Consider the following 22,431-nt stretch of genomic DNA (forward strand, 5'->3'; position numbering starts at 1 on the left):
AAAAGGAGGTGACTATTCACTATGGAAGAATCATGCACGCTTTCGCCGGCTGCGACCGCGTGTATCGCTGAGCGCCAGGACTCCATCCTGACCGCGGGAAAAAGCCGCTCGCGCATCCACTGCACCACCGATAGCCTTGCCGGCTCGGTCAGCCAGCGGGCCTGTGTCTTCTGCGGGGCCCGGGTGGTCTTAAACCCGGTGACCGACGCCGTCCACCTGGTCCACGGCCCGATCGGCTGTGCAACCTATACAATGGACATCCGCGGAAGCCTCTCAAGCGGTTCGGAACTCTTCCGGACCAGCTTTTCGACAGACATGAAAGAAAAAGACGTCATCTTTGGCGGCGAGAAGAAACTGGCGGCGTGTATTGACGAAGTGGTGGAGAAATACCACCCCCCCGCCATCTTTGTCTATGCCACATGCGTCTCCGGTATGATCGGCGACGACATTGTTGCCGTCTGTAAAGCAGCATCCGCCCGGCACCATACCGAGGTGATTCCGGTCGAGTCGAGCGGGTTTATCTCAGGCAACAAGGTTGTCGGATACCGTGCGGCGGCTGAAGCCCTGCTCAAACTGATCCGGCCAAAAGAGGGCGAGATCATCGAGAAGAACCGGAAGGTCAACTTCCTTGGGGAGTACAACCTTGCCGGCGAGATGTGGCTTGCCCGCCGCTACCTTGCCGAGATGGGCATTGAGATCAACGTGGCATTCACCGGTGACTCCTCGGTTGCAGCGCTAAAAAAGGCGCCGTCCTCGTGCCTCAACCTTGTACAGTGTACGGGCTCCATGCACTGGGTGGCGACAAACCTCGAACGCACGTTCGGGACACCCTATATGGACGTGAACTTCTTCGGGCCCGAGAACACGGCCGAGAGCCTGAAAAAGATCGCCGCATTCTACGATGATCCCACGATCACGGAACGGACCGAGGCGCTGATTGCCCGGGAGATGGCCCGTATCCGGCCCGAGATCGAGAAATATCGTAACAAACTCCGGGGCAAACGCGCCGCGATCTACCTGGGCGGTGCCTACAAGGCTATTGCGATCATCCGCCAGCTCCGCGGACTCGGGATGGAGATCGTCCTCTCCGGCACCCAGACCGGAAATGTCGACGAGTACGAGAGCATGAGCCGGATCCTTTCTGAAGGAACAATCATCATCGACGATGCAAACCCGGCGGAACTGGAAAAATTCCTCCTGGAAAAACATGTCGATGTCATGATCGGCGGTGTCAAGGAACGGTTCCTTGCCTACAAACTCGGGATCGGCTTTGTCGATCACAACCATGACCGGAAAGACGGGCTTGCCGGATTTGACGGTGCGGTGCGGTTTGCCCGCGAGGTCTGTCTGACCACCTGTTCGCCGGTCTGGAAATCGCTGCGGACACCGGTCCCGGGAGGCAGTGCCCATGGCCAGTGAAGCAGCCGCCCCTGCCCCGGCACCGGGGCGCGTCAAAGAGGTAAGCGAGAACCAGTGTACCATGTGCATGCCCATAGGTGGTGTTGTCGCGTTTAAAGGGATCGAGAACGCGATGGTGCTCATCCACGGCTCGCAGGGCTGCAGCACGTACATGCGGCTCTTTAATGTCGAGCACTTCAATGAGCCGGTTGACATTGCCTCATCCTCCTTAAACGAGAAACAGACGATTCATGGAGGGGAGGCTAACCTCAAAAAAGCCATGGACAATGTGATTCGGGTGTACCAGCCAAAAGTTCTCGGCGTGCTGACCACCTGCCTTGCCGAGACGATGGGTGAGGATATCGACCGGATCGTTAAGTCCTATATCGAAGAGAAAAAAATTGCCGGGATCGATATTGTCCCGGTTCCGACACCCAGTTACAGCGGCACGCATGCCGAAGGCTACTGGGCCGCTGTACGGGGGATTGTTGCCTACTATGCACGTCCCGCGCAGTCCCACCGGCGTATTAACGTGATAGTACCCAACATCAGCCCGGCCGATCTGCGGGAGATCAAACGGATCCTTGGCCTCATGGGCATTGAGTACACGCTGCTCCCGGATATCTCCATGACGCTCGACCGCCCGTTTGGCGGGAAGTACCAGAAGATCCCGACCGGGGGAACCCCGACCGCAGCGATTGCGGAGATGGCGGGTGCGCCTGTCACGATCCAGTTTGGCTCGACCTGCCCGGACAGTCTTTCGCCCGGGAAATATCTTGAGGATGAGTACCATGTCCCGCTCATAAACCTCCCGCTTCCCATCGGCCTGAAAAATACGGATCTCTTCATGGAGGCCCTTCATACCATCAGCGGGAACCCGGTACCGGACGAGCTTGTGATCGAGCGCGGGTGGCTCATGGATGCCATGGCCGATGCACACAAGTACGATGCGGACGGCGTGCCGGTCGTGTATGGCGAACCTGAGCTCGTGTACGCGCTCACGTCAGTGTTGGCCGAGAACGGTGCAATGCCGGCCGTCATCGCGACCGGTTCGAAATACAGCCTGCTTGCAAAACGGCTGGAGCCCGTCATTGCAGACGCGGACGCTCCCCCGGTGCTCATCGAGGAAGCGGACTTTGCGGCAATTGAGGACGCCGCGATCCGGGCCGGGGCAAATATCGCGATCGGCCATTCGGGAGGAAAAATGCTTTCCGGGCGCCACGACATCCCGCTCCTTCGTATCGGGTATCCCATCCACGACCGTATGGGTGGCCAGAGGATCCTGTCCGCGGGCTACCGGGGCACCTTAGCGTTCCTCGACAGTTTCACCAACACGCTTCTTTCCCACAAATACGCCACGTACCGCCAGAAGATCAAACAACAGTTCTGTACCCCGGAGGGGATGTAAGACCATGCAAAAACCAAAACACCACATCTTTGTCTGTACCAGCTCCCGTGCGAACGGGCAGCAGAAAGGATTCTGCCACTCAAAAGAGGGCGTTGATATCATGTCGCGCTTCATGGAAGAGATCGAAGAACGGGATTGCGGCGGGGAAGTTTTCCTCTCAAACACCGGCTGCTTTGGGATCTGCGACAAGGGACCGATTGTTGTCGTGTACCCGGACAATGTCTGGTATGGCGCCGTGACGCCCGACGATGTGACCGAGATCATGGACGAACACATCGAGGGCGGCAAAATCGTTGAACGGCTGGCGATATAAAAAAAGTAAAAATGGAACGTACGAATGGCAGAAGAGATCGCAGTCATCCTTGGAGATGACGGGACAACGGGAAGGCTGGGTGACCCGGGGACGCTTGAGGTATTTGGCCGCAGCGCCGGTACCTGGTCCCGGGTACGTGGGATGCCTGTTGCTCTCGATCCGTCGCAGGGCCTCAAAGGGATGCGCACGGCAGCTGCCGGCATTGCTGCATTCCTTGGTGACTGCCGGGTCCTGGTGACCCGGTCGGCAAGCGGGGCCCTGTACTTCGAACTGGAAAAAGCAGGGTGCACGCTCTGGGAGATTGCCGGGAAACCCTATGAGTTCCTCGATTCAGTCTGGGCCGATGAGGAAAAGGCAAAGGTCCCGGCCATAAAACCCGTAGCAGCCGATATCCCCCGGCCCAAAGAAAAAACCCCGGGGAACTTCTTTATCTCGATAAAGGACGTCCAGGGAAAACGGCCGGACATGTCGAGCAAGCAGGTCCTCCAGCAGTTTATCCAGAGCGGGGGCTTTCTCGTCCTCGATATCGTATGCAGCCATGTTCCCCCGTGGATAGAAGTCGAGGCGGAACGCCGGGGCTATACCCTTGAGACCGAACAGCAGGACAAGGATACCGTGAAAGTCCGGCTGACAACTAACACCGGTCGGTAATCTTTTTTTATCACTGTGGTAGCATCCTGCCTTTTGTCATGAAAATTTTGAAAACTTCAGACGATGGAGCCGGCAAATGGAAATTCGAGTTTGGAGTGCAAAATTTTCATTGCTTTGGTGAGAAGTCTTTGTCTTCATGCGGGTTTTTTTAGTACCTTTATTTTTTGTTCGTGCGCGTTTTCTCAAGGCAGGTAATCTGGACAATATGTGTGTTCTGTTTCCTTAGCAAGGGGAAGACCAAACAATAAAATTTATAAACGTAGGAATAGAACTTCCTTCCTACAATCTTAGTGAACATTAGTTAATCCAAGGACCTGAAATGATGCAGAAAAACCAGATCACACGACGAGAACCGGACTTCTCATCCGGAACCACTCACGGGTCTTTTGGTACATTACAGTTCCGGGGGAATGATCCTATGTTCGCCCGTATATCCGAAAAATTATATGGGGTATGGCATAAAAGCAGCATTGATCTTATCAGGTGAATTAAATGGTTATGGATTCTGGAGCAATTGCATGGGTACTCGCCTCAACGGCGCTTGTCATGATCATGACGCCGGGAGTCGGGTTCTTCTATGGCGGTCTTGTACGGAAGAAAAACTTTATCGACATGATCACTCTCTCGTTTGTGGCCTTTGCCCTCGTAAGCATCCAGTGGGTGCTGATCGGGTACTCGCTTGCGTTTGGCCCTGACGTGGGAGGATTTATCGGTAACCTGCAGTACCTCGGCTTAAACGGTGTAGGTATGGACCCTGGTCCGTACAGCACGGCAATACCCGGGTTGCTCTACATGGTATTCCAGCTCGTGTTTGCAACGGTTACGATGGCGATCGTCACGTCCGGTTTTGCCGAGCGTATCAAGTTCAGTGCGTACCTTGTCTTTGCACTGCTCTGGACAACGATCGTCTATGACCCGCTCGCTCACTGGGTATGGGGCGGCGGCTGGACAGCACAGTTCGGCTCGATCGATTTCGCCGGCGGCACTGTCGTTCATATCAGTTCAGGGTTTGCAGCGCTTGCGCTTGCGCTCGTGATTGGGAAACGTGTCGGATTTGGCAAGTACGCGATGGAACCGGCCAATATCCCGTGGTCGATCCTTGGTGCTGTGCTCCTCTGGTTCGGCTGGTTCGGGTTTAACTCGGGAAGCGCCATTGCAGCAAACGGCCTCGCGGTGAGTGCCTTTGTCACCACTAACACGGCGGCAGCAGCCGCAGCAATGACTTGGCTCCTCGTCTCATGGGCACACGGCGGCAAGCCGAGTTCGCTCGGGTTTGTTTCCGGTGCAGTGGCAGGTCTTGTCGCTATCACGCCGGGTGCCGGGTTCGTAACCCCACTCGCTTCGATCGTGATTGGTGTAGTGGCCGGCGCACTCTGCTACGGTATCATGCTCTGGAGACAGGGCAAAGGCATTGATGAAAGCCTCGATGCATGGGCAGTCCACGGTATGGGCGGCCTCTGGGGTGCAATCGCAACCGGTATCTTTGCATCCGCCGCAGTCAACGGCTACTCGGGACTTCTCGAAGGGAATACCCACCAGTTCATCGCCCAGATTGTAGGGGCCGGTGCAGCTGTCATCTACGCGTTCGTGGTCACGTATATCCTTGCGATTATTGTGGACAAAACAATCGGACTGCGGGTGAGTGAAGAAGAGGAATATGTCGGGCTCGACATCTCCCAGCATGGTGAGCGGGCTTAAGAAGAACGGGTGATTACCATGAAAATGATCACAGCAATCATCAAACCCGAACGATTCGAGTTCGTGAAAAAAGCGCTTGAAGACAAAGGCTATGTCGGCATGACTATCACGGAGGTTAAAGGCCGGGGCGAGCAGAAGGGGATCTCCTTAGAGTACCGCGGCGGCAAGATGACCGTCGATCTCCTGCCCAAAGTCAAACTTGAGATCGTTATCCGTGACAAGGATGTCGATGATCTGGTCGCGACCCTGACCGGGGCCGCACGGACTGGAAAGATCGGTGACGGGAAGATCTTCGTTGTGCCAGTCGAGAAATCCATACGGATCCGGACGGGTGATATCGAGACATAACACACTAAAAATTGCTTGTCTACTGCCCAACAGATGCAGCAAACTAAAAATTCAGGATGGCGGGATCTTCCACCCCCGCTCCTGTTAAAAAAAAAACGTTTCAACCAGCCACATTTCTCTTCCGGCCAAAAAATATCGGTCGGGATTTTTTTATTCCGCATCCAGAAGCACACGAAGTTTCTTTTCGATGTGCGGTGAGATGTGAATATGTCCGGGCATGGATAATACGTCCGTGTCGTATTTTACCGCGTCCTGCCATTAGATTTGACTATCCTTTTCCCGGTCACGCCGGTAAATGTCGCCGATAGTGCCATCAAATTAGTAATCGGTTAGTTTGAGCTAATTGGAGAGTCTCGGTATTAGAGAATCCTTTTTTTGATTAAGCGTAAATACATCTATGATGATCGAGTATCTCGTCCTGATATCCTGTATTGGATTTCTGGCATTCCTGATACCCGGTCGCCACCGGAAATACGCAGCGATCACCGGCTGGGTCTTTATCGTCCTCTTTCTCTTTGCGACGCTGCCAGAATATTTTGCCGAGAACAATTTCCTCTACCCCGTTATGGCGGTGCTTTCAGTGCCGTTCCTGTTTATCACGACGAAATACCTGCTCGTTGATGACATACGGGTTCTGCACCTGTCACGGGCCGCCGCCGTAGCATTCCTTATCTACGCGCCGTTTGAGTACCTGCCCGTGGTCGGGAACTGGCTCATTTCAATGGTCGTGGGCCAGGTTGTCTGGCTGCTTCAGATCCTTAACTACCCGGTGAGCCTTGACGCGTGGAACATTATCGCACAGCACGGCTTCCGGGTTGAGATCATCCTTGCCTGCACCGGCATCCAGAGCATCGCGATCATGCTCGGGGTTGCCGCTGCAGTGCCGACAACGTTCCGGCAGAAACTGTATGCGGTCCTTCTCGTCGCCCCGACCATCTACATTCTTAACCTGTTACGGAACGTCTTTGTGATCATGGCCTACACCAGCCAGTGGTTCCCTTACTGGCCTGACATTGCCGGGAACGGTGAGATCGGGTACGAGAGCTTCTTCTGGGCGCACAACGTGATTGCGGAGATGCTCGCCCTTGTTATCCTGATCCTGATCGCGTACGGCCTCTTTACACTCATTCCCCGGCTCGGGACGTTTGCCGATGAACTGTTCCAGTTATATTACGGTGAGATTATCAGTGCATTTGGCCGGGGCAAAGGCAACGGGCCGGCCAAGACTGAACCGTCTCCAGAAACGGCAAACGGGTTCGAGCCGGCGCCTGCGGAAATGCCGGACGAGACGGGGAAACAGTGACAGACGGGCCGGGTGCGCCGGCGGAATAATCCCGTTCTTTTGCTTTTTTTAGAGAATCCCACGTGTTAAACAGAACAAAAACGCCGGACTTTCTCTTGAAAAAAAAAGAGTATTTCCGCAGGCATGACAAGATCAGATGAAATCGCGGATATCCTTCTCGAGTTTTTTGAATATTATATAATCCACAACGATCAGGGCAATACTCGCGATAAGGACCATCAAGAGGAATCCAAATGAGGGAATTCGCTGGTAAACAAAAATATCATGATATGCCGACACTACGGCAAGCATTGGGTTCCAGTACAAAACATTCTGTACCACGGTAGGAAGAATATCAAAAACGTAAACGATGGGTGTCATCCAGAACCAGATCTGGAATGCGAGGGCAACCACCTCTTTGAGATCCCGAAGGAATACCACAAACATTGCGAAAAAAAATCCAAGAGCATAGGCAAACACTTGCTGAATAAGGTACAGGACCGGGATCAGCGCCAGGTACCATGAGAGGGAAACCCCGGCAATAAGAAGAATCGCAAGAAAGATGACGAGCGTGACCACGAATGTGATGGATTCCGATATCACAATAAAGAGCGGGAGGGTGGGAAGATCCACATGGATCTTTGCAATGATATTTTTCTTATCGAGAAACACCGTGGAGGCCCTTGTAACCGTGTTTGCAAACGCTGTCCAGGGAATTAGACCGGCAACCAAGTAGACCCCGTATCCCCAGATCGAGGTCATGCCTTGCAGCCGCGCACCCATAAGGCTCCCGAAGATGACCATATAGATAAGGATGTTAATCAAGGGATAGATAAATGACCAGACAAAACCAAGTGCCGAACCAGAATACCGCTCGATAAAATCACGTTTGGCAAGTTCAAGAATCAGGCTGAAATTCACGATCGCGCTCCCGGTGGCAGTGTTACTCTCTTGAATTTGTAGTACTGACCTTTTACATTGAACTGTTTTCTAACTTTCTCATTGATTGTGGAGCAATAATCAACCCTGCACCTTCAGGATAAGGTGATCATGAGCTGGGAAATCCGGGCAATAACTCCCGGTTCAGCCACATCCTGTTCCCTACGGATCAGGAGACCGGCCTAAAAACCGCACGTCTCACGTGCTCCCGGAACCCGGCTATATCAAACTCCCGGGCCCGCGCCTCGCAGGCTGTGCGGTACCGTTCCGGATTCCGGGTGATTTCCCTGACAGCAGAAACAATTGAATCCGAATCCGGTTTTACAAGCATCCCGGTTTCTGGGGTCACCGTTTCACGGTATCCTCCTTCATCAATGGCAACCACCGGCTTACCACTCGCCATCGCCTCCAGGGGAGTAAGCCCGTAATCCTCATCAAGTGCGGTACAGATGTGTCCCCGGCACCGGGCATACAGATCGACAAGTTCATCCCCGTTTACTTCCCCAAGAAGCGTAACATTCCCGGGCAGGTTCCGACCAATCTTCTCCGCGTACGCTGCAGCATGATCCCCTTTGGCATACCCACCTACGATAACCAGCCGCTCTTCAGGTATCTTTCGGAACGCTTCCACCTGGAGATCGATCCTTTTTTCCGGGTAAAGCCGGTTTACCGAGAGCCAGAAATCCCCGTACTCCGTGCACCGGTACCGGGCCATATCAACCGGGGGATAAATAAGACCAGCCTCCCGGTTGTGAAACTCGCGGACCCGGCCCTGCACATTTTTTGAGATCGCAATGATCCGGTCAATGTGCCGCACGGAGCGCTGGTCAATTATTTTGTGAAAAAATACCCAGGTGCGGAACAACAGCCGGGTGACCGATCCCTGCCGGGAAATAAATGTCGGATAGAGATCATAGAATGCCCGGACCGGCGTATAGCAGTACCAGAGGTTGGGACGATGCCGGAATGAGGCCATGTGGCTCCAGTTCCCGGTAAAAATAAAGAAATCATACTCTTTTGAAAAATCGCAGAGCCTGAAACGGGCCGCAGCCGAAATTTGTTTGAGCGGCGGGAATTTTACCGTTTTTCCAAGAGAGATGACATGGACCGATGGATCGATCTTGTGCACCGCATCAGTATCGGTTGTGATTATATCAGCACCCAAGCACTTAGCCATCTCAAGAACAACGGTCTCCCCCCCGCCAATCGCACCGAAATAATCATGGAAGATCGCAACTCTCACGGCCGGTTCACCCAAACGCTCACTAATCGCCTTTCCACCACTTGTGCGGGAATTTCTTTGCGATAATTGCATCCCCTTCGCCCGGCGCCTCAAGGCTCGCCGCACGGATATCTGAGTCCAGCATGATTTTGACCAGATCGGCAAATTTCACATCTGGTTTCCAGCCAAGGACGCGTTCTGCTTTTCCTGCATCTCCGATGAGTACATCCACCTCGGTCGGCCGGAAATACCTGGGATCAATCTTCACGTACTTATCCATGTCGAGATCCACGTAAGCAAACGTGGCCTCCAGGAACTCCCGTACAGAATGCGTTTCACCGGTCCCAATAACAAAATCATCCGGTATTTCGGCCTGGAGCATCCGCCACATCGCTTCCACATACTCGGGTGAGAATCCCCAGTCCCGTTTTGCATCAAGGTTTCCCAGGTACAGGGACTGTGCTTTCTTTCCTAAAATCGCAGCGATCCCCCGGGTGATCTTCCGGGTCACAAACGTTTCTCCCCGACGGGGAGACTCGTGGTTGAAGAGAATCCCGTTTGTCGCAAACATCTCATACCCTTCACGGTAATTGCGGACCATCCAGTACGCGTAGACTTTCGCACATGCGTACGGGCTTCTCGGGACAAACGCAGTTTCTTCGTTCTGTGGGGGCTGTGCCCCGCCAAACATTTCGCTTGAAGAGGCCTGGTAAAACCGGATCGGGTTCCCGCTTCTTCGGATCGATTCAAGGATACGTGTAGTGCCAAGCCCGGTTACATTCCCGGTATATTCCGGACTGTCGAAGCTGACCCGCACGTGGCTCTGGGCGCCAAGGTGATACACCTCGTCCGGCCTGATATTATAGATAATATTTGCAATCTGCTCGGAATCCGAGAGATCGCCATAATGGAGAAAGAGCTGGGCACCCGGTTCGTGGGGGTCCACGTAGATATTGTCGATGCGCCCGGTATTAAATGTCGATGCCCTCCGTATCAGACCGTGGACCTCATATCCTTTTGAAAGGAGAAGTTCGGCAAGATAGGAACCGTCCTGCCCGGTGAGCCCGGTGATCAGTGCTTTTTTCTGGTGTGCCATGATAAAATTCCTCGTTTTTTTTGTGGAAAATCCCGTGTAAATTCCAAAACGTCGGGAATTCACAGATCTGTGATATCTGTCATTTTTTCCCCAGCAATAATTCCTGACTGATGCGGTGATCCCAGTAATCATAAAGGGACAGGAGACTCTGTTCAAATGGGATCACCGGCTTCCAGCCAAGATCGCGCCGGATCTTCTGGTTGCTCCCGATGATCCTGGGATTGTCGATTGGGCGGATCTCTGCAAGTTCCTGGTGTACCCCAACCTTCATACCCTTAAGCTCCGCAAGCAGGGTCACGATCTCCCCAATGGTATGGCCCGTACCGCTGCACACGTTATAGACTTCGCCGCGTTTCCCGTTTGAAATGAGAATCTCGTAGGCAGCAATGACATCATGCACATCAACGAAATCACGCACGATAGACCCGTTCCCGATATGGATCACCGGTTCCTGGAGACCGTGAGCGATTTTGACAAATTGCTTTGCGATTGCACTCACAACGAACCGGTCACTTTGGCCCGGACCGCAGTGGTTAAAGGATCGCGTGCAGCAAATATCAAGGCCGTAACCGTCCGCATAAATTTTTGCCAGTTGTTCCTGAGCGACACGGGCCACCGCATAGGGATTTGCCGGATGCTGGGGACTCTCCTCAGTTAACGGGAGGTCTGCGGCAGAGACGACCCCATACTGTTCCGATGACCCTATAGAGAGTACACGCGCCCCATTGTCGTTTTGCCGGACCGTATCAATAATATTTAAAAAGATATTCGTGTTGTTCATGAACGAGAAAACCGGTGTCTTCCAGCTCTCTGCAACAGAACTCTGGGCAGCCATGTGGAGGATATACTCCGGCTGGATTTCTTCTAGGAGCGATTTGATCCGTGGGATATCGAGCAAATCTGCCTGGTGGAAATGATGGCAGTTGAACAGTCCCGATGCAGGGGATATAAAATCCCATGCGGGTTTTGAGCGGCTGATGCCGTGGATCTCAAACTCATTTTTATGGTTTGCCAAATAGGAGACAATATGTCCCCCGACAAAACCGCTGATGCCGGTAATCAAGAGTCGCTTCATACGCATTTCCTGTGCAGATTTAAAAAGATCGGATGAGGTAACCCCCAAATAAATGCCGTCAATCGGGATTCCATTCTATCGTATATATTTACCATTGAACTCACATGAATATTCGTGTTACCTGCCCACTTCAAGTTCCACAGGATTTTCCCATGGATTTATTGATTGTAAATGTCCATTATGTTCATACATCCCATAAAATTTCAAAGGATTAACAATGGAGCCCCATCCCCAAAAGGAGTCTGTACCTGAAGTATCAGTTGTCCTTCCTGCGCTGGACGAAGAGCGCACGATCGGCGAATGCATCTGCAAAATACAGGAAGTATTTACCAAAAATGCGATCGATGGCGAGATTATTGTTGCAGATTCGTCAACAGATAAGACCTCACAAATAGCAGCCGCACTCGGAGCCCGTGTCATCCGGCCGAAAAAGAGCGGGTACGGCAATGCATACCTTGCCGGCTTTGCAGAGGCACGGGGCCACTACATCGTGATGGGTGATTCAGACAATACCTATGATTTCTATGATATCCCCAAAATGATCGCCCCGCTGAAGACGGGCGCGGATTTTGTTGTCGGTTCCCGGTTCAAAGGCATCATCCACACAGGATCAATGACTGCTCTCCACCAGTATATAGGCAATCCCCTGCTCACCTGGATGCTCAACTTTATCTTCCACACCCAGTATTCCGATACGCACAGCGGGTTTCGCGCGATCACCCGCGAGGCTCTCGACCGGCTTCCCTTGAAGACCGTCGGAATGGAGTTTGCTTCCGAGATGCTTGTCATGGCTTCAAAGGAATGCATAAAAATTACAGAAGTGCCCATCGATTATTATCCCCGGGTGACCCCCTCAAAATTGCACAGTTTTGCCGATGGCTGGCGCCACATCCGGTTTGTGCTGCTCATGAAGCCGCTCCCGTTTGTTGCAGTACCCGGGTTCTTGTTCTTTGTTATCGGTCTGCTGCTGATGGGATTTTTTGCCCTTCAAGGAGATGTCGAATCCTCGCACCTCCACACGTTCATTTTGGGCGCGATTCTTGTTATGGGTGGCATGCAGGTGATCCTGACGGGTTTTCTCATGAAGACCTACTCGGTCGTCCACGGGTACGAGACCAAGGCGGGGATCATCGTTGACCTAATGCAATACAGCAACCTGGAAAAGTTCCTTGTGCTGGGCGCCGCACTTTTCTTTGCCGGAGTAATTGTCGGGCTCAACATCCTCATCCACTGGGTCGCGGTCGGGTTTGGTTTTCTATCTGAGATATCCACAGCGATTATATCCCTTATCCTGATCGTGAGTGGCATCCAGGTTTTCCTCTTTGCAGTCTTCCAGAGTATGATGCTCTTAAATGAGAACAACGGCCATGCCTGAACCGGATCGAATGAAGATTGCGTTTGTCTATGATGCGATCTACCCGTACGTGAAAGGGGGCGTGGAAAAACGCGTGTGGGAACTTGCCGTGCGTCTTACAGGACGGGGCCATGAGGTCCATATCTTTGGTATGAAATACTGGAATGGCGATGACATCCTTATCCGCGAGGGGATTATCCTGCACGGGGTCTGTCCGGCACGTCCTCTCTATGCCGGGGGTAAAAGGACCTTGGGGGAAGCGATCAATTTCGGCCTCCGGCTCATCCATCCTCTGGGAAAGGGGCGGTTTGATATTATTGACTGCCAACAGTTCCCCTTTTTCTCATGCATCTCCGCAAAATTCATTTTCCTTATCAAGAGAACCCCGCTTGTCATCACATGGCACGAGGTGTGGGGTGATTACTGGTACACGTACCTTGGTCAGGGCGGAGCATTTGGCAAGTATATCGAGCGTCTTGTTGCCAGGCTCACCCCTCACATGATTGCAGTGTCTAGGATCACATCAGAACAGCTCACACCATTGAGCGGCCTGAAAACGATCGTGATCATTCCCAATGGCGTAGATCAAAGTCGCATCTCCGCAATACCCCCCGCAGCTGACCGATCGGATATCATCTTTGCTGGGCGCTTGATAAAGGAAAAACATGCAGACCAATTGGTCCGGGCGTTCGCACTCCTGTCAAAAGAACAACCGGCGATTAGGCTCCTGATCATCGGGGACGGGCCGGAACGGGAAACGCTCCTTGGTCTCATCAGGGAAAAAGGACTTCTTGACCGGGTCAGTATCCGGGATTTTGAAGCGCGGCACGACGACCTGATCACGCGGATGAAATCCTCATGTGTCTTCGTGTTGCCGTCAACCCGGGAGGGATTTGGAATCACCGCACTCGAAGCACTGGCTTGCGGGCTCCCGGTGGTCACAGTCGATCACCCGGCAAACGCGGTCCGGGAACTCATCACGGAGAAAACCGGTTTTCTCTCGTCCCCTTCAGCAGAGGATCTTGCAGATAAGATCCGTGAAGCGCTTGCGCACCATGAGGAGATGCGCGAGGCATGTCTCTCCATGGCAGCAGCATTTGACTGGGATCGCATTGCGGCAGAGTGTGAGGAGTATTACCGGTCGGTGATTGCAAAAAAGGGCACAAGGGACCGAATCAAAAACAGGGATCCGCGAACGTAACGATCAGGTTATTTCCCAAAAGCGCCGGCAATCCTGTACCCGATCGAAATTACAGAATCAGAAGAAGACCTCCGAAAAAAATGACAGTAAAAAAGATTGATTCAGGAAACCCGGTTACCCTGCATCACATCGCTATCAGTCACGTTGATGTACCGGTCAGTTCCGAGAATATGGTACAGCCCGGTTGCCCTGACTTCATACGGTGAAACCGACACAGGATATGGAACGATAAACGTCCCCTTCTCGCTTGCCTGCCGATAGACAAAGGTCCGTCCCGTGTTGGTAATTACGGGGACCTCAATAATCCCGTCACCGGTGATCTCTGCCCCCTTGACATATTCAAAAATTTTAACCGATTTTATACCGGGAAGTGTAACCGTGTCCGACTCCGGGAATGCAGCAGCAGTCGCATTGTCCGGAGATTCATGGATGAGCCGGTAATGTTTCAGGGCCGGGACTGTCGCAACCGCCTCGTAGGGGAGACTGGAATAGAAGTTAGCATAGTTCGATGCTGATAGTGTCTGGCCCTCACGTATGAGCGTGAGATTACCTGTTCCTGATGAAATGTCAACCGGCGCATCTACTGAAATCACCCGCGCGTAACCGTTCACATCCTCCGCAGATTCGCCCGCTGTCGGCACCTGCCGGATATTGTATTGAATATATTCCGCATTCATGGGGGTGGTCATGGAGCCGTCAAAGTTGTAGAGACGCGAGACCGTGGTCTGGAAATACCCCTCATTAAACCGGTGGACCTTGTCGAGAACTTTGGTATTACCGGGTTCCGGGAGCATAAACCATGAGATGTAGGGCGAAATATCTGTCGAGCCGTCTGCCCACGGGACAAGGTTCGTGAACGTGTCCACAGCGAGGTTTGAATCGACAATAACGTACCGACCCCCGAGTCCTGCAAGGATTGCATCTGCCTGGGACTCGTTTTGTGCAAGGAAGTATGCGGCAGCACCGGTACTGCCGGCAAGGTTGTCCTGGAACGGATTGGTAATGGGGATCCGGTGCGCAAAGAAGGTAATCCAGTGGCCGGCATCCCACGATGCCATGACACCGTAGGCCCCGTCAGGGTAGGAATATCCGGGAGACTGGTACTCCCCGAAATAATCGACACCGGTGACCGGTGTGTTATTTGCGAGCCAGGTTACTGATTCGACCCAGTCTGGTGACAGTCCATGATCCGGTGTCCTAAATCCAAGATCGAGATCCTTGTAGATGGAAACGCCGACAAGAACTACTGTAAGGAGAAGGACCAATGCCAGGCAAAATACCTTAAATGTCCCCGTGGCATTTCGGTCATCCCCGGATTGGTTTTTTTTCTTTTTCTTGCCGGAACGTTCAGGAGAACTGGATGTTGTTCCCTTGATATCTTCCACCTCGGGCCCGGTCGGAGAAGTTGGGACAATTCGGGATACGGCGGATGAGATTTTTGTACTCACACTGACATCCTGCCACCGGAATGGCTCCGTGATGCAGATGGCACTTAAAAGTACGATGTTGACCGTGCTGTAATAGTCAAACCGCTGGTACCGGAGGGTCAGAAGGATCATTACGACGGACCAGATCAAAAGAAAGATCCATTCGGTTTGTGGTTTTTTTGTGATATAATATCCAAGAACCAGAAACCCGCCTCCGGTAAGGAGAAGAGAAAACCCGAAATAGTCCCATGCTACAGGCAGGGTAAGTGGAAGTGTCTCGACAACACCCACCGAAAACTGCATGGAGCCAAAAAAGAGAGTGAATGCCTGTTGTCCGATCCCGGTAAACGGTGGGTACAGGAAGATTGCCCCACAGCCTGCTATCCCAAGGACTGCAAGGCTAAGCAGGTACGGGATTTTTTTCGCACAAAATACCTGGGAGAGGAAAAAGAGCACACCGGTCTCAGCGAGCAGTGCAAGGAGAACATACACAAGTCCGGGTGAATACTGCGTGATTGAGATTCCGGTCGCATGAAACCCGAAAAGGACGATTAAAACAGCCGAGAGCGAAAGGAAGATCCCGTTTGTGACCAGCAGGTCTGTGGATGAACGGCCGGCCCACTGATCCAGGATGCACTGAACGAGGGTGTAGATCCCGATCACCACAAGCATGAGGATCACGGTCGGTGATGCAAGAAGCGCGCAGAACCAGCACACTCCCACAAAACCGGCAAGCAGGATCAGCACATAAAATGTGCGAAGATTTTTCCAGTCCAGCCCGTGTTTTCGGGAGTACACAATGGTGGAGAGATAAAGTAGCAAAAATATCGTGCTGATAAAAACTTCAGCAATGTGATGGCCGATCAGACCATACGAAGAGAGAAAGAAATAGTGGTAGGATATCACAGCAACAAGGCCGGCAGCAACAATCCCGGTCTGCCAGTCCCGGATCGTCTTGCCGAAATAGTACACAACCGGAACCATGAGCGCGGCCATGACCGGGGAAACCCAGCCGGCCGCAGAAACAATCGCTGCCTGCGATGTCACCCCGGTGATCAGGCAGAGAACTGCTGCAATGAGCGGATACAGCGGCCCCCAGTCAATAAATTTCCCGGTAGGATATGCGGTCATGGGGTCAAACCAGTTATACTGTGGGAAATGGTGCACCATCACTTCGATCTGTCGCAGGGAATACCAACCGTCTGTGTCATAAGTAAAAAGGAACCCGGTATTTCCTGTGAAAAAAGCAGGAATTAACCGGAGTATGAGGGCAACCGCCATGAAAACGAGCAGAATTATTCCGACCCGGATACGCGGGTTGCTTTTCAGGTTACTGATATCCATGAGACCCCCATTTCATGAAAACAACGGTATTAGATTATGGAATGCAGGGTATATATTTCCCGGTTATCCTTTCACGTATAGGGAGTCCCGGAATGGCGAACTAATTTTTTCACCATCTGACCTGCAACCTGAGATTAGGTCTGGCATTTCTATAAGATCTCCTTTATAAAACATCAGAATTTTTTAATAGGACTTCCCGAAGAGATTCTCGTCCATTGGGGGTACCCCCCTCCACCAGCTTAGAGTGGCACCCCCGCTCCCAAAAACGGGAGGTACCCCTACCCCCGACCAATTTTTTAAAAGCATGATCCCCCCACCCCCCCTCTTGTAGCCCGGAGGTGGGGGTACCCCCCCATTCCTGCATTTCCAAAGCCTGTGCTTCGCGTGGAGTTATCCTCTAAAGGCATATTTTGCCGTCCGATGGCTTGGGGGGGTAGGGGCCTCTTTTCTTGCAAGGGGGTACCCCCCCGCTCCCAAAATTGAGAGGTACCCTGACCCCCGACCAATTTTTTAAAAGCATGATCCCCCCACCCCCCCTCTTGTGGCCCGGAGGTGGGGGTACCCCCTCCTGCCCTAAAGGGCGGGTGGCTGCTGCCAAAAAATGGACACTCCCGTTTCCAGATCTGGCTCATACGAATTTTTGGTGGTTGTTCTTTCAACTTGAAAATTGAGAAGTTCTGAAGTTGGTAAATGAACACGGACGTTTTTGAAATAAGGATTTCAAACGGATAAAAAAACTGCGGAAACTGTGCTGATAAAAAAAAGGAATTCTGTTTTTTACGCCACCGGTATCGTGGGGTCATCATTACCGGTTTTTTCTACGGTGAGCCGGCGCTTGCTTGTGTCTTTAAGTTCATCCTCGGTGACTTTGGGCACGGCGTCTTGGATCTCCTTGAGGATCGCATCCACGGCTTCCTGTTTTGGGATGACACCCAGAATGCTTTCATCCATAACGGGTCTGCCTGCGACTTCTTCAGCGGTCTCTTCATCCGCCCCGAGGAATTTTGCACCCTGCCGGATCAGCTGGGAGATCTCGAAGGGGAAGATGATCTTTGTTGACTGCCCGTTTGCCATCGCCTTTAACGCATCCAGGGAGAGCACCGTAATCGCACGCTTGTCAAGCGGGGCTGCACCGACAGAAAGGATGCGCAGACCCTGTGCTTCTCCCTGTGCCTGAAGGATCCTCGAAAGCCGTTCCCCTTCAGCCCTGAGTACCTTACTCTGGCGTTCCCCTTCTGCTTCGAGGATCATACTTTGCCGGAGACCCTCTGCCTTCAGGATCGCAGAACGCTTCTCCCCATCTGCACGCAGGATGGCAGCTCGCCGTGCCCGTTCTGCAGCGGTCTGCTCGGTCATCGCGTTCTTGACGGCCTCGACCGGGTCGACCTCTTTTATCTCGACCCTTTCAACCTTGACACCCCACTGGTCGGTCTCGCGGTCGAGGATGTCCCGGAGTTTCGTGTTGATAACGTCCCGGTTGTAAAGGACTTCATCGAGTTCCATATCCCCGATGATGCCACGGAGGCTGGTCTGAGCGAGTGCGATAGTTGCGATCCGGTAATTCGCGACCTCGAAGTATGCCTTCTCGGGATCGATCACCCGGATGTAGACAATCGCATCCACGTTGGTCGGGGAGTTGTCCTTTGTTATGACTTCCTGGCTCGGGACATCCATAACCTGTGTTCTCAGATCCAGTTTGGTCACGTCGCTGACGAACGGGACGATCCATCGGAAGCCGGGATTCATGCGCCCGATATATTTCCCGAGCCGGATCTGGAGCCCCTGCTCGTACGGCTGTACGATGACGACACCTTTTGCAAATATGACGACGATAACAAGGATCAAAAATATTGTAATTAATGTCTCGATAAATGCCATGGATTAGTTAACCTCCTCTACAACGATATGTACACCTTCCGAATCTACCACCCGAACAGTTTTACCTGTAGGTATGGCCGGGCCGGTGGAGTGGGCACTCCATTCTGTTGTGCCGATACGGACTTTTCCTCTGATTGTTGTTGCATCGATGTCAGCAATAACCTGCCCTTCTTTACCGATGAGCGAGTCCCGGCTAATTGTTGTCGGGCTTCCATCCGGTGTGATCCTGCTGTACATCCAGACGGTTACTCCGGCAGCACAAAGGGCAACGGCCACGCCAATTATAACACCCCACCCGGAGTTGAAAATATCAACTCCGAGAAGGAGCAGTACACCAAGGATGATAAGCACAGTCGCCGGTACTGTGGCAAAAAAACCCGGGCTGTGCACTTCTACAAGGAGCAGAATTGCACCAAGAACGATAAGGAGCCATCCAAGGGCAATCCCTTCAAGGAGTACCATGAATAATGAAGGGCATGAGTGAATAAAATCCTATGGAGGCGCACTCATTTTTATGGTGTGATCAGCCCTGTTGAGAATTATACCCGAAGCAACGCGATCTTTGAACCTGCCGGGACACCCGCTTCGTTGGCAACCGGCTGACACTTTGCCGCCATCAGGTACGCGACAGGGGGGAGATCGTTTCGCTCAAAGAGAGATTCAAAATTTGCCATGCCCTTTGCGATGATGAGCGTGCAGCGGGAGATGGCTTTTGTAAGCGCAGGTGGGGTCTCTTTCGGGCAGAGCCCGATCTCAGCGCCGTTGCAGTTTGTGGTGAGGCAATCAACAATGCGATCCAGTCCGAGCATTTTTGCATCCTCAAGAGTCGCATCGTTGAGCATCGGCCGGGCTTTGACCGCAAGTGTGATGTGAGACCCACGTGATTTCAGGTACTGGATAAGAAGTCGGTCAAAGACTATCTCCCCGCAGTTGTCGCTTAAGTAAACGACCCGTGACGCCAAGGGAAGGATCCGGTCCGTATCGTCAATGACCAGTCCTTTTTTAAATTCCTCCCGGAAAAACGCGGAAAAGTTACTGGTGACGGTATGCCCCTTGACCCCGTAATCAAAGGTATTCCCAATGACGGCGGCAAGAACGTAGTCCCGGAAGGTTACAATAGTTGGACGTACCGCTTTGCAGACTGCGATCGATTCGGCATTACCCTGATCTTTCAGGTCACAAAAAGGATCGGGATTTTTAAGCAGTTCATATGCGCGGCGATGGATACGGCTTGCGATCTGGGGGTGAGTTAACGGGGCGTCTTTGAGCGCAAAAAGAAGACTTCGGCAGGATTCTGCGGTTTGCTGTGTAGTTTTGGGATCTGCCCCGACAAGCCCACACTCGAGTTGCACCCGGGAGATCAGGCAGTCAACACAGGTGTCAGTAATCTTCACGGTAAGACCCCGTAAAAAACAATGAAATGGGGCCATCGCGATTTGAACGCGAGTCAGAAGACCCCCAGTCTCCTAGGATGGCCAGGCTACCCTATGGCCCCGTTCTCATACTATTTGCACATATTCCATATCTATTTTGTTATGCCGCAAAAGTAAAAGTTGATCCCAGTGCAGGACAAATAAATCTCCAAAATGGTGTTCCGATTAAATTCTTTGACTTTTTGGATCAGGCTGTCAAGTTCATGAATCAGTAATCTTTATTTGCGTCTTTTTGTTTATTGGATTAAGTGAGGAATAAACTTCCCCGAATATGCGGAATTGTGATTACTTTCTGTGTAACGGGATGATCGTGCCAGAAATAAAAAAGATATGTATATATGGTGTCATCTGAAATTATGAAATATAGCGAATAGTGTGACACGGGAGCCATGGCTATGTTAAAGGATAAAATTGCGGTATTTATTGAAAAAATACGGGCAATCGATGGAGTGACAGGCTGCGCCCTTGTGTCACGGGATGGTATCATTACCGGAAAATATTTTGACCGAGAACTCAATGAACCATGGTTTGGTGCTTTGGCCGCGACTATTCTTGCATCAGCGGAGTCTGCAGGAACACTTATTGGCATAAAATCGCTTTCGGCGATTACGATACGGGCAGCAGATTCATCTATTCTGGTCATGGGGGCAGGAGATCATTTTCTCATTGCTGCGGTCATCAAAGGTACTGTAAAGCAGGACGTGGTGTGTTCCCATATTGGTGCTGTTGCTTCAGAGATAGGACGGGTGATGTGAGTGTACACAATTCTTGTGGTGGATGACAGTCCCTTTATTGTTGATGTGTTTGTTACGATGCTTGAACGGGGGGGATACCGCACCGTTGCTGCATACGGCGGTGAAGAATGCCTGGAGATCCTCAAAACGGTCACGCCGGATCTCATCCTTCTCGATATTATGATGGAGCCTATGGACGGGTGGGAGACGCTTGAAAAGATCAAGGAGTGCCCTGTCACAAAAGAGATCCCCGTGCTCATGCTCACGGCAAAACAGCTGACTCCGACTGAGGCGCAGGAATACGGGATCTTTATAGAAGACTACGTACTCAAACCCATCACACATCGCGAGCTCTACGATGCGATCGAGCATGTGCTCAGCCGCAGGCAGACGATCCGATCTGATATGGATCGGGCCCGTCAGTCCGGGTTTGAGCCCGAACTTGTCAATGAGTATGCCCAGTTGTCAAAAAGTATCGATATCAACAAGCGTCTGATGAAGATTCTTGAAACCACATACAATTTCAATGATTCAAAAGCCCGGGTCAGCGATGATATCACCCGGACCTTAAAGAGCATGGATACCACCATCAGGTTTCAGGAAGCCCGCTTCCAGCAGATCAAAGGTGACCTTGCCGGGAAAATCACATGAGAAAACTTCACGTGGAATAAGCGATCTTATTAACATTTGAATAGTACAGGGGCGTATAACCAAGGATGCGGGGTAGATTCTCTATAACGGCCTGCCGCAGCAGCATCCTGCCTGTATGCCCCCAAACGAAGGAGAAAATTCATGGATTTGACTATTCTGATCGTTGACGACAGTTCTTTTATCGTTGACGGACTTGCTGCCATACTTAAACGCAAGGGATATACGACCCTTGCTGCTCATGGTGGAGATGAATGTATCAGAATCCTCCAGACCGTAAAACCCGATCTCATCCTCCTTGATATTATGATGGAACCGATGGACGGGTGGGAGACACTGGGAAAGATTAAGGAAAATTCTGTGACAAAAGAGATCCCGGTGCTTATGTTCTCGGCAAAGAAGATTACACTCGCTGAAGCGCAGGAGCACAGCATGAATCTCGATGATTTTGTCTCAAAACCGGTGAGCCCGTCTCAGCTGCTGGACTCGATACAGCGGATATTTTCCCGGAGAAATGATGTGAAAGGAGAGGTGCTCGTTGCACAGAGCAAGGGGATTGACCCTGTGGTGATCGATGAATACAGCGCGCTCCGGAAGAGTGTAGAAGTGGACAAGAACCTGCTGGTGGTTTTAAGGTCATCCCGCGGGATGGATATCCCAGGGCGCGATGTCCTCCCTGAAGATGTAGATGCAATCCGGAAACTTGAAGACAAAATTTCCACGTCTGAACGGCGGTTGCGGGAGATCAACGAACTACTTGCCAAAACTGCTTGATCTGGCATCGCATACCTGAATCCGATCATAACAACATTTATATAGTATTTTGGCATTGTTATAATGCTGTACATCTGATTCCAAGGGGTTCGTAGCTCAGTTCGGTAGAGCGCCTGGCTTTTAACCAGGTGGTCGGGGGTTCAAATCCCTCCGGGCCCGTTACCACGATCCAATCGTGGATTTTTTGCGGTGATGCATCTGATAGGCA

The 22,431-nt window shown here is 52.0% G+C and carries 20 protein-coding genes and 2 tRNA genes; 13 read left to right on the forward strand and 9 right to left on the reverse strand.

Features of this window, described 5'->3' with window-relative positions:
• The first annotated feature begins 21 nt into the window (after positions 1-21).
• The 7 genes from nifE to artA all read left to right on the forward strand — a co-directional run bounded on the left by nifE (position 22) and on the right by artA (position 7,119).
• Entirely contained in the window at positions 22-1,419 is a 1,398-nt protein-coding gene (gene nifE / locus WCX19_RS10620; protein ID WP_373007919.1) for a nitrogenase iron-molybdenum cofactor biosynthesis protein NifE, read from the forward strand.
• Positions 1,409-2,806 carry a nitrogenase component 1 gene (locus tag WCX19_RS10625; RefSeq protein ID WP_373007921.1) on the forward strand — a complete coding sequence of 466 codons (1,398 nt, stop codon included), beginning with the start codon at positions 1,409-1,411 and terminating at the stop codon, positions 2,804-2,806. The genes nifE and WCX19_RS10625 overlap by 11 nt, the downstream gene beginning before the upstream one ends.
• Positions 2,807-2,810: 4 nt before the next feature.
• The gene (locus tag WCX19_RS10630) at positions 2,811-3,119 is read left to right on the forward strand and encodes a 2Fe-2S ferredoxin (RefSeq protein WP_373007923.1); all 309 of its coding nucleotides are present in this window, start codon (positions 2,811-2,813) and stop codon (positions 3,117-3,119) included.
• Between the two features lie 24 nt (positions 3,120-3,143).
• Positions 3,144-3,770: a Fe-only nitrogenase accessory AnfO family protein gene (locus tag WCX19_RS10635; protein ID WP_373007925.1), complete on the forward strand. Its 627-nt coding sequence runs from the start codon at positions 3,144-3,146 to the stop codon at positions 3,768-3,770.
• 492 nt (positions 3,771-4,262) lie between these two features.
• Positions 4,263-5,468, forward strand: a complete 1,206-nt coding sequence (locus WCX19_RS10640; protein WP_373007927.1) for an ammonium transporter — start codon at positions 4,263-4,265, stop codon at positions 5,466-5,468.
• Between the two features lie 18 nt (positions 5,469-5,486).
• Positions 5,487-5,816: a P-II family nitrogen regulator gene (locus WCX19_RS10645; RefSeq protein ID WP_373007929.1), complete on the forward strand. Its 330-nt coding sequence runs from the start codon at positions 5,487-5,489 to the stop codon at positions 5,814-5,816.
• A 400-nt stretch (positions 5,817-6,216) separates the two neighbouring features.
• Complete coding sequence (gene artA / locus WCX19_RS10650; protein ID WP_373007957.1) at positions 6,217-7,119, forward strand: archaeosortase A; 903 nt, start codon at positions 6,217-6,219, stop codon at positions 7,117-7,119.
• A gap of 132 nt (positions 7,120-7,251) precedes the next feature.
• Here artA and WCX19_RS10655 read toward each other — a convergent pair whose 3' ends face one another.
• From WCX19_RS10655 to WCX19_RS10670, 4 genes are all read right to left on the reverse strand, one after another.
• A complete protein-coding gene (locus WCX19_RS10655) occupies positions 7,252-8,019 on the reverse strand; it encodes an ABC transporter permease (protein ID WP_373007931.1) in 768 nt (255 codons plus the stop codon).
• 187 nt (positions 8,020-8,206) lie between these two features.
• The gene (locus WCX19_RS10660) at positions 8,207-9,280 is read right to left on the reverse strand and encodes a glycosyltransferase (protein WP_373007933.1); all 1,074 of its coding nucleotides are present in this window, start codon (positions 9,278-9,280) and stop codon (positions 8,207-8,209) included.
• 22 nt (positions 9,281-9,302) lie between these two features.
• Positions 9,303-10,355, reverse strand: a complete 1,053-nt coding sequence (gene gmd / locus WCX19_RS10665; protein ID WP_373007935.1) for a GDP-mannose 4,6-dehydratase — start codon at positions 10,353-10,355, stop codon at positions 9,303-9,305.
• A 79-nt stretch (positions 10,356-10,434) separates the two neighbouring features.
• Entirely contained in the window at positions 10,435-11,430 is a 996-nt protein-coding gene (locus WCX19_RS10670) for a GDP-mannose 4,6-dehydratase (RefSeq protein WP_373007937.1), read from the reverse strand.
• A gap of 217 nt (positions 11,431-11,647) precedes the next feature.
• On the opposite strand from WCX19_RS10670, the gene WCX19_RS10675 reads away from it, so the two are divergent.
• Both WCX19_RS10675 and WCX19_RS10680 read left to right on the forward strand, forming a co-directional pair.
• Positions 11,648-12,805 carry a glycosyltransferase family 2 protein gene (locus WCX19_RS10675; protein WP_373007939.1) on the forward strand — a complete coding sequence of 386 codons (1,158 nt, stop codon included), beginning with the start codon at positions 11,648-11,650 and terminating at the stop codon, positions 12,803-12,805.
• The gene (locus WCX19_RS10680) at positions 12,798-13,985 is read left to right on the forward strand and encodes a glycosyltransferase family 4 protein (RefSeq protein ID WP_373007941.1); all 1,188 of its coding nucleotides are present in this window, start codon (positions 12,798-12,800) and stop codon (positions 13,983-13,985) included. The genes WCX19_RS10675 and WCX19_RS10680 overlap by 8 nt, the downstream gene beginning before the upstream one ends.
• A 101-nt stretch (positions 13,986-14,086) precedes the next feature.
• Here the strand turns inward: WCX19_RS10680 and WCX19_RS10685 are convergent, their stop codons facing one another.
• The 5 genes from WCX19_RS10685 to WCX19_RS10705 form a co-directional block, all read right to left on the reverse strand.
• Positions 14,087-16,756 carry an oligosaccharyl transferase, archaeosortase A system-associated gene (locus WCX19_RS10685; protein ID WP_373007943.1) on the reverse strand — a complete coding sequence of 890 codons (2,670 nt, stop codon included), beginning with the start codon at positions 16,754-16,756 and terminating at the stop codon, positions 14,087-14,089.
• Between the two features lie 777 nt (positions 16,757-17,533).
• Positions 17,534-18,634, reverse strand: coding sequence for an SPFH domain-containing protein (locus WCX19_RS10690; protein WP_373007945.1), 1,101 nt, complete (start codon positions 18,632-18,634; stop codon positions 17,534-17,536).
• 3 nt (positions 18,635-18,637) lie between these two features.
• A complete protein-coding gene (locus WCX19_RS10695; protein WP_373007947.1) occupies positions 18,638-19,096 on the reverse strand; it encodes an NfeD family protein in 459 nt (152 codons plus the stop codon).
• 77 nt (positions 19,097-19,173) lie between these two features.
• Positions 19,174-20,028, reverse strand: coding sequence for a DUF89 domain-containing protein (locus WCX19_RS10700; protein WP_373007949.1), 855 nt, complete (start codon positions 20,026-20,028; stop codon positions 19,174-19,176).
• Positions 20,029-20,055: 27 nt separating this feature from the next.
• Positions 20,056-20,129, reverse strand: a tRNA-Pro gene (locus WCX19_RS10705).
• Positions 20,130-20,462: 333 nt separating this feature from the next.
• Here WCX19_RS10705 and WCX19_RS10710 point away from each other — a divergent pair.
• From WCX19_RS10710 to WCX19_RS10725, 4 genes are all read left to right on the forward strand, one after another.
• A complete protein-coding gene (locus tag WCX19_RS10710; protein WP_373007951.1) occupies positions 20,463-20,822 on the forward strand; it encodes a roadblock/LC7 domain-containing protein in 360 nt (119 codons plus the stop codon).
• Positions 20,823-21,452, forward strand: a complete 630-nt coding sequence (locus WCX19_RS10715; RefSeq protein WP_373007953.1) for a response regulator — start codon at positions 20,823-20,825, stop codon at positions 21,450-21,452. It begins immediately after the preceding gene.
• Positions 21,453-21,593: 141 nt separating this feature from the next.
• Positions 21,594-22,223: a response regulator gene (locus tag WCX19_RS10720; RefSeq protein ID WP_373007955.1), complete on the forward strand. Its 630-nt coding sequence runs from the start codon at positions 21,594-21,596 to the stop codon at positions 22,221-22,223.
• An 85-nt stretch (positions 22,224-22,308) separates the two neighbouring features.
• A tRNA-Lys gene (locus tag WCX19_RS10725) sits at positions 22,309-22,382 on the forward strand.
• Positions 22,383-22,431 lie beyond the last annotated feature (49 nt).

Origin of the sequence: Methanoregula sp., from assembly GCF_041663825.1 — an archaeon.
GTDB lineage: Archaea > Halobacteriota > Methanomicrobia > Methanomicrobiales > Methanospirillaceae > Methanoregula.

What these genes read in the sequence shown, in the direction of transcription:
- WCX19_RS10625 (WP_373007921.1), top strand. Translation starts at nt 1,409, where the DNA reads ATGGCCAGTGAAGCAGCCGCCCCTGCCCCGGCACCGGGGCGCGTCAAA.
- WCX19_RS10695 (WP_373007947.1), bottom strand. Translation starts at nt 19,096, where the DNA reads ATGGTACTCCTTGAAGGGATTGCCCTTGGATGGCTCCTTATCGTTCTT.
- WCX19_RS10675 (WP_373007939.1), top strand. Translation starts at nt 11,648, where the DNA reads ATGGAGCCCCATCCCCAAAAGGAGTCTGTACCTGAAGTATCAGTTGTC.
- WCX19_RS10635 (WP_373007925.1), top strand. Translation starts at nt 3,144, where the DNA reads ATGGCAGAAGAGATCGCAGTCATCCTTGGAGATGACGGGACAACGGGA.
- WCX19_RS10670 (WP_373007937.1), bottom strand. Translation starts at nt 11,430, where the DNA reads ATGAAGCGACTCTTGATTACCGGCATCAGCGGTTTTGTCGGGGGACAT.
- WCX19_RS10640 (WP_373007927.1), top strand. Translation starts at nt 4,263, where the DNA reads ATGGTTATGGATTCTGGAGCAATTGCATGGGTACTCGCCTCAACGGCG.
- WCX19_RS10690 (WP_373007945.1), bottom strand. Translation starts at nt 18,634, where the DNA reads ATGGCATTTATCGAGACATTAATTACAATATTTTTGATCCTTGTTATC.
- WCX19_RS10720 (WP_373007955.1), top strand. Translation starts at nt 21,594, where the DNA reads ATGGATTTGACTATTCTGATCGTTGACGACAGTTCTTTTATCGTTGAC.
- WCX19_RS10685 (WP_373007943.1), bottom strand. Translation starts at nt 16,756, where the DNA reads ATGGATATCAGTAACCTGAAAAGCAACCCGCGTATCCGGGTCGGAATA.
- WCX19_RS10645 (WP_373007929.1), top strand. Translation starts at nt 5,487, where the DNA reads ATGAAAATGATCACAGCAATCATCAAACCCGAACGATTCGAGTTCGTG.
- WCX19_RS10630 (WP_373007923.1), top strand. Translation starts at nt 2,811, where the DNA reads ATGCAAAAACCAAAACACCACATCTTTGTCTGTACCAGCTCCCGTGCG.
- WCX19_RS10680 (WP_373007941.1), top strand. Translation starts at nt 12,798, where the DNA reads ATGCCTGAACCGGATCGAATGAAGATTGCGTTTGTCTATGATGCGATC.
- nifE (WP_373007919.1), top strand. Translation starts at nt 22, where the DNA reads ATGGAAGAATCATGCACGCTTTCGCCGGCTGCGACCGCGTGTATCGCT.
- artA (WP_373007957.1), top strand. Translation starts at nt 6,217, where the DNA reads ATGATCGAGTATCTCGTCCTGATATCCTGTATTGGATTTCTGGCATTC.
- gmd (WP_373007935.1), bottom strand. Translation starts at nt 10,355, where the DNA reads ATGGCACACCAGAAAAAAGCACTGATCACCGGGCTCACCGGGCAGGAC.
- WCX19_RS10710 (WP_373007951.1), top strand. Translation starts at nt 20,463, where the DNA reads ATGTTAAAGGATAAAATTGCGGTATTTATTGAAAAAATACGGGCAATC.